General features: G+C 71.2%; 6 protein-coding genes and 1 pseudogene. 5 read left to right on the top strand and 2 right to left on the bottom strand.

From position 1 onward, the window contains the following. Positions 1–1,268: DEAD/DEAH box helicase (locus ABT08_RS12350; protein WP_288115144.1), on the top strand; the 1,268-nt coding region annotated here is incomplete at its 5' end. A 28-nt stretch (positions 1,269–1,296) separates the two neighbouring features. Here ABT08_RS12350 and ABT08_RS12345 read toward each other — a convergent pair. Next, a complete protein-coding gene (locus ABT08_RS12345; protein WP_045246974.1) occupies positions 1,297–2,166 on the bottom strand; it encodes a PHP domain-containing protein in 870 nt (289 codons plus the stop codon). A 77-nt stretch (positions 2,167–2,243) separates the two neighbouring features. Between ABT08_RS12345 and ABT08_RS12340 the strand changes: the two genes are divergently transcribed. After that, complete coding sequence (locus ABT08_RS12340) at positions 2,244–3,266, top strand: endonuclease/exonuclease/phosphatase family protein (protein WP_288115143.1); 1,023 nt, start codon at positions 2,244–2,246, stop codon at positions 3,264–3,266. Positions 3,267–3,297: 31 nt separating this feature from the next. After that, entirely contained in the window at positions 3,298–4,707 is a 1,410-nt protein-coding gene (locus ABT08_RS12335) for an aminopeptidase P family protein (protein WP_045246972.1), read from the top strand. Between the two features lie 15 nt (positions 4,708–4,722). On the opposite strand, the gene ABT08_RS12330 is transcribed toward ABT08_RS12335, so the two are convergent. Further along, positions 4,723–5,295, bottom strand: a complete 573-nt coding sequence (locus ABT08_RS12330; protein WP_045246971.1) for a YflT domain-containing protein — start codon at positions 5,293–5,295, stop codon at positions 4,723–4,725. A 71-nt stretch (positions 5,296–5,366) separates the two neighbouring features. Between ABT08_RS12330 and ABT08_RS12325 the strand changes: the two genes are divergently transcribed. Both ABT08_RS12325 and ABT08_RS12320 read left to right on the top strand, forming a co-directional pair. Next, positions 5,367–6,632 (top strand): magnesium transporter MgtE N-terminal domain-containing protein, encoded by a 1,266-nt coding sequence (locus ABT08_RS12325; protein ID WP_056207247.1) that lies wholly within the window; start codon positions 5,367–5,369, stop codon positions 6,630–6,632. Beyond that, positions 6,632–6,832 (top strand): annotated as a pseudogene (locus ABT08_RS12320) (DUF1003 domain-containing protein); the annotation flags it as partial. The gene ABT08_RS12325 and the pseudogene ABT08_RS12320, both read left to right, overlap by 1 nt.

The following is a 6,832-nucleotide window of genomic DNA, read 5'->3' as shown; positions in this document are numbered from 1 at the left end:
GCAAGACCTTCGGCTTCGGCATCCCCGTGGTGCAGCGCCTCGGCGCCCACCCCGAGCCCGGCGTGAAGGCGCTCATCGTCGTGCCGACCCGTGAGCTCGCGGTGCAGGTCTATGAGGACATGGACCTGCTGACCCAGGGCCGCGCCACGAGCGTCGTGGCGATCTACGGCGGCAAGGCATACGAAGGGCAGATCGAGCAGTTGCAGGCGGGTGCGCAGATCGTCGTCGGCACGCCCGGCCGCCTCATCGATCTCGCCGGCCAGCGCCTGCTCGACCTGTCGAACGCGACCGAGGTCGTGCTCGACGAGGCCGACAAGATGCTCGACCTCGGCTTCCTGCCCGACATCGAGAAGATCTTCCAGAAGGTGCCCGCGGTGCGTCACACCCAGCTCTTCTCGGCGACGATGCCCGGGCCGATCGTCGCGCTGGCGCGTCGGTTCATGTCGAACCCGATCCACATCCGAGCCAACGACCCCGACGAGGGTCTCACGCAGGCGAACATCCGTCACCTCGTGTACCGCGCGCACTCGCTCGACAAGGACGAGGTGATCGCCCGCATCCTCCAGGCGGAGGGTCGCGGCAAGACCGTCATCTTCACCCGCACGAAGCGCGCCGCGCAGCGACTCGTCGACGAGCTCAGCGACCGTGGCTTCAACGCCGGCGCGGTGCACGGCGACATGAGCCAGGAGGCGCGTGAGCGCTCGATGGCGGCGTTCAAGGCGGGCAAGAAGGACGTGCTCATCGCCACGGATGTCGCGGCCCGCGGCATCGACGTCGATGACGTCACCCACGTCATCAACCACACGATCCCCGACGACGAGAAGACCTACCTGCACCGCGCGGGACGCACCGGCCGTGCCGGTCGCACCGGCATCGCGGTCACCTTCGTCGACTGGGAGGACCTGCACAAGTGGGCCCTGATCAACCGGGCCCTCGAGTTCGGCCAGCCCGACCCGGTCGAGACCTATTCGTCGAGCCCGCACCTCTACTCCGACCTGTCGATCCCGGCCGGCACGAAGGGACGCATCGTCACGGCGCCGCGCCGCGAGCCGCGTGAGCCCCGCGAGGCGACGAGCTGGGCGCCGCGCGAGGAGCGCACGCGCACGCGTCGTCGCACCGACCGTCCCGCGGCGGGCGACGCTGCGTCGACGGATGCCGCGGCTGCGCCGGCAGCGGACGGCGACGCCCCCGCGCGTCGGCGTCGTCGTCGTCGCCGCGGTGGCGGCGGGGCGTCTGCGGCGGGCGGAGAGACGGCCGCTCAGGCCTGACGACCGCTGACGCGGCGTCCGGCGGCGCTCAGGCGTAGACGGGCACCGTGCCGGTACCGCGCTCGATGATGCGGGCGACCATCTCGTCGCTCGTGGTGTTCTCGCCCGGCACGTTCGGCTTTCCCGCACCGTGGTAGTCGCTCGATCCCGTCACGATGAGGTCGTGTCGGGCGGCGATCTCCCGCAGCACGGCCTTGCCCGCGGCCGTGTTCTCGCGGTGGTCGATCTCGAATCCCGCGAGCCCGCGGGCGATCAGCTGCTCGATCGCGGGCACCGGGATCATGCGCCCGCGACCGGAGGGCACGGGATGCGCGATGATCGGCACCCCACCCGCGCCCACCACGAGGTCGACAGCGGTGAACGGATCGGGCGCGTCGTGGGGCAGGTAGTACCCCTCGCGCGGGTGCAGAATGCCCTCGAACGCCTGCGAGCGGTCGGCGACGACGCCGCGGGCGACGAGCGCGTCGGCGATGTGGGGACGCCCGACGGTCGCCCCGTCGGTGGTCTGGGCGACGACGTCCTCCCACGTCAGGGGGTAGTCGCGGCCGATGGCGGCGACGATGCGCTCGGCCCGGCTGAGGCGGTCGAGGCGGATGCGCTCGGTCTCGGCCCGCAGATCGGCGTCGTCGGGATCGATGAGGTAGGCGAGCAGATGGATGCTGCGCCACTCGTGCCGGGCGGAGAGCTCCATGCCCGGGAGGAAGGTCATACCGAGGGCGGTGGTCGCCTCCGCAGCCTCGACCCACCCGGAGGTCGTGTCGTGGTCGGTGAGGGCGATCGTGCGCAGGCCGTGCCGGTGCGCGGCGCGCACGACGTCCTGCGGCGACTGGGTGCCGTCGGAGTGCACCGAGTGGAGGTGGAGGTCGCTCGGACCCTCGAATCCGCCGTGCGCCGCCATGTCTGCGAGCGTACCGGCTGACACACCGCAGAGGCTCCCTCCCGGCTTCTCCCAGACTGCCGACCTACGGTGGAAGGATGCTGCGCCTGACGGGGATCCTCGTGACTCTCGTGACCGCGATCGCGGTCGCAGCCCTCACCTGGCCGGGATTCTTCCGCATCGACGGGCTGTTCCCGGTGGCGCAGATCATCTCGTTCCGAGCGCCCGTCGTGCTCGCTCTGGCCGGCATCGCCGTGCTGTTCCTCCTGCTCGCAGTCGTGCGTCGGGTGCGGGCTTTCGCGTTCGCGATGACGCTCGTGCTGCTCGCCGGCGCGGCGATCGGCGGGGTGACGCTCACGTCCCGCGGGATGGGTTCGACGACCCTGCCCGAGAAGGACGCGAACAGTGTGCGCGTCATGACGTGGAACACCGCCGGCGAGGCCACCCCGCCCGACGACATCGCCCGCACCGCCGTCGCGATGTCGGCCGACATCGTCACGCTCCCCGAGACGACGATCGAGGTGGGTGAGAAGGTCGCCGTGCAGATGCGCGAGCTCGGCCATCCGATGTGGGCGTTCCACACCGAGTACGGCGTGGACGGCTGGGCCGCCGACTCCACGACGCTTCTCATCAGTCCCTCGCTCGGCGAGTACTCCGTGATCGCGTCGTCGCAGAACGGCACGAGCAACACGTCCACCGTGCCGAGTGCGGTGGCGATGCCCGTGTCGGGCGACGGCCCGATCATCGTCGCCGCCCACGCTGTCGCGCCGCGGCAGAGCGCGATGGCGGACTGGCGCCACGATCTGCAGTGGCTGGCCGATCAGTGCGCGAGCGCGAACGTCATCATGGCGGGCGACTTCAACGCGACCGTCGAGCACATGGCTCGACTCGGCAGCGACGGCGGCACCCTCGGACGATGCCACGACGCGGCATCCGTCACCGGCAACGGCGCCGTCGGCACCTGGCCGACGTCGGTGCCGGCGCTGCTCGGCGCACCGATCGACCACGTCATGGCGACGTCGGCGTGGCGGGCGACCGGGTCGGTGGTGCTGACGGCGCTCGACGGGTCCGGCAGCGACCACCGGCCTCTGATCGTGCAGCTCGAGCGCACCTCCGGCTGACAGTGCCGTGCTGCGGTGCGAGACTGGAGGCATGGCTTCGAGCGACGACCAGACGACGACGGATGCCGCGGCTCCCGCGACCACCAACCGCAAGCAGCCCTTCCCCCGGGGTTTCCTCTCCTCCATCGGCTCCGGCTGGGCCGAGCGCCCCGAGTCGCTGCCTCCGGCGCGACCTCAGGCGCCCTACGCGGCTGCGCGGCGTGCCGCAGTCTCGGCATCGTTCCCCGGGCGCCGACTGGTGCTTCCCGCCGGTGACTTCCAGGTGCGCAGCAACGACACCGACTACCCGTTCCGCGCGCACTCTGCGTTCTCCCACCTGACCGGGTGGGGTGCTGACACCGAGCCCGGCGCCGTTCTCGTGCTCGACCCCGTCGACGGCGGGCACACGGCCACGGTCTACTTCCGCGAGCGCGCGGATCGCACGACGCCCGAGTTCTACGGCAATGCCCAGATCGGCGAGTTCTGGGTGGGGCCGCGGCCCTCGCTCGTCGCCGTCGCCGCCGACCTCGAGATCGCGACGGCGGGGATCGAGGACTTCGTCGCCTCGGACGACGACCTGGTGCTCGATGAGGACGACGACCTCACGCGGGTCGTCTCCGAACTCCGCCTGATCAAGGACGAGTACGAGATCGGCCAGCTGCGTCTGGCGGTCGAGGCGACCGCCCGCGGCTTCGACGACATCATCCGCGCGCTCCCCCGCGCCGTCGCTGCGGACCGCGGCGAGCGCGTGGTCGAGGGGGCGTTCCACCAGCGGTCCCGGCTCGACGGCAACGGCGTCGGATACGACACGATCGCCGCATCCGGCCCGCACGCCTGCTACCTCCACTGGACTCGCAACGACGGGGCCGTCGTGCCGGGCGACCTCATCCTCGTCGACGCGGGCGTCGAGGTCGACAGTCTCTACACCGCCGACGTGACCCGCACTCTGCCGGTGTCCGGAACCTTCTCCCCGGTGCAGCGCCGCGTGTACGAGACGGTGCGGGAGGCCGCGGATGCGGCGTTCGCGGCGGCGCGTCCGGGCGTCACGTTCCGCAGCATCCACGAGGCCGCGATGCGGGTCATCGCCGAGCGCGTCGCCGAATGGGGACTGCTGCCCGTCACCGCCGAGGAAGCGCTGCACGCCGACGCGGGCGGCCAGCACCGCCGCTACATGGTGCACGGCACGAGCCATCACCTCGGCATCGACGTGCACGACTGCGCGCAGGCCCGGCGGGAGCTCTACTACGACGGCATTCTGGAGCCGGGCATGGTGTTCACGATCGAGCCCGGCCTCTACTTCCAGATCGACGATCTGACCGTGCCCGAAGAGCTGCGCGGCATCGGGGTGCGCATCGAGGACGACGTGCTGATGACCGAGTCGGGGCCGGTCAACCTGTCGGCCGACGTGCCGCGTTCGGCCGACGACGTCGAGGCGTGGATGGCGCGGGTCGCGGCATCCTGACGGGCGCGGCCGCGGCTAGGACGCGGGCGTCTCGTCGTCGGGACGGGATGCGGGCGGCGTGATCCGCTCGCCGTACCGGGGAGGTTCGTCGTCGATCGGCGAGCGCTCCGCAACGGGTGGGTGCGGATGCGGCGCCCGGTGGCCCACGACCTCGCGGGCGCGGTGGATGCTCGTGGGGGCGACGGTCACGTCGTAGCGCTCGGCGACCATCTGCATGACCGATGCGAAGTCGCGGCGGCGGCGCACCACCGCGAACATGAGCAGGCTCAGCAGCATGCCGAACGCGATGCCGACGATCATGACCCCGACGAACGTCTGGATCGGGACGTTGGCGGTGCCGAAGACGAAGATGAACGAGAACAGCATGCCGAGCAGCAGACCGTTCACTGCACCGCTGCGGGCGGCTGCGGCCCAGCCGAGCCGCCCGGTGACCCGCTCGACCGACCGCACGTCGTGTCCGACGATCATGATGTCGCGTGCGGGGATGTCGGCGGCGATGAGCGCCGAGACCGCCTTCTGCGCCCCTTCGTAGGCGGGGAATGAGGCGACGACCTCGCCCTCCGGCGCCGGACCCGACATCATGCTCATGGCCCCATCATCCCACGCGGGTTCCTGTGTTCCGCCGAGGACGTCACCTCGCGCGCGACTACGCTGGTCGGGTGAGCACTCAGCGCGTCTTCGTGGCTCGGCTGGCCGGCTGCAGCGTCTTCGATCCCGCCGGCGACCGGCTGGGCAAGGTGCGCGACGTGGTCGTCATGTACCGAGCCGACGACTCCCCCGCCGTCATCGGTCTGGTGGTCGAGATCCCCGGGCGCCGACATGTGTTCGTCTCGATCGGACGGGTGACCTCGATCGCGAGCGGACAGGTCATCACGACCGGGCTCATCAACGTGCGTCGCTTCCAGCCGCGCGCCGGTGAGGTGCGCGTCATGGCCGAGCTGCTGGGGAAGACCATGCACTTCGTCGACGGGTCCGGCACCGCGGTCGTCGAGGATGTCGCCATCGAGCGCACGCGCCTCGGCGAGTGGGAGATCGGCCAGCTGTTCCTGCGCCGCCCGAAGACCAGCGCGTCGCCGTTCGCGAAGGGTCCGACGGCGTTCGCCGACTGGAGCGACGTGCGCGAGAGCAGCACGCCCGGCCACGAGCACACCGCCGAGCACCTCGTGGCGAGTTTCTCCGACCTCAAGCCCGCCGACCTCGCCAACACGCTCCTCGACCTCCCCGAGGATCGCCTGCTCGAGGTGGCGGAGGAGCTTCCCGACGACCGTCTCGCCGACGCCCTGGAGGAGATGCCCGAGGACGAGCAGGTGCACATCCTCGAAGCCCTCGGCGACGAGCGCGCCGCCGACATCCTCGACGCCATGGAGCCCGACGACGCGGCCGATGTGCTCGCCCAGCTCCCCGAGGACCAGCGCGAGGAGCTGCTCGACCTCATGGAGCCCGACGAGGCGGAGGACGTGCGCACGCTGCTGCAGTACGGGCCCGACACGGCCGGCGGTCTGATGACGTCGGAGCCCATCGTGCTCTCGGCCGACTCGACCATCGCCGAGGCGCTCGCCCTCATCCGCCGTCACGAGCTGCACCCCGCGCTCGCCGCCGCGGTCTACATCACGCTTCCCCCCTACGAGACCCCGACCGGGCGCCTTCTCGGCACGGTGCATTTCCAGCGGATGCTGCGCTACCCGCCGCATGAGCGGCTGGGTGCGATCATCGACGACACCGTCGACCCGCTGCCGGTCACCGCGACCGCGGGCGAGGTCGCGCGCCTGCTGGCGACCTACAACCTCGTGTCGCTGCCCGTGGTCGACCCGGCCCGGAGGCTGCTCGGCGCGGTGAGCATCGACGACGTGCTCGACTACCTGCTCCCCCGTGACTGGCGCTCCGCCGACAGCGCGGGCTCCACGACCACCCCGAGGACGCGGTGATGGCGCGCCGCGGCGGTGACGGGGCGTTCGACGCGCCCCGCGGACGCAACTCCGTGCTCGGGCGCTCGTCGCGTCCGTCCAACGACACGTTCGGCCGGTTCTCGAAGTCCTTCGCCCGCGCGATGGGCACGTCGGGCTTTCTCATCGGGATGTCGGTCGTGGTCGTGCTGTGGCTGGCGTGGAACATCTTCCTGCCGCGC

The organism is Microbacterium sp. SCN 71-21, assembly GCF_001725695.1.
Classification (GTDB): Bacteria; Actinomycetota; Actinomycetes; order Actinomycetales; family Microbacteriaceae; genus Microbacterium; species Microbacterium ginsengisoli.
This window is presented reverse-complemented; position numbering and strand designations above follow the sequence as displayed.

Bases quoted from the DNA above. Each gene is read 5' to 3' on its own strand.
- ABT08_RS12340 (WP_288115143.1), top strand. From the start codon at position 2,244: ATGCTGCGCCTGACGGGGATCCTCGTGACTCTCGTGACCGCGATCGCG.
- ABT08_RS12345 (WP_045246974.1), bottom strand. From the start codon at position 2,166: ATGGCGGCGCACGGCGGATTCGAGGGTCCGAGCGACCTCCACCTCCAC.
- ABT08_RS12330 (WP_045246971.1), bottom strand. From the start codon at position 5,295: ATGAGCATGATGTCGGGTCCGGCGCCGGAGGGCGAGGTCGTCGCCTCA.
- ABT08_RS12335 (WP_045246972.1), top strand. From the start codon at position 3,298: ATGGCTTCGAGCGACGACCAGACGACGACGGATGCCGCGGCTCCCGCG.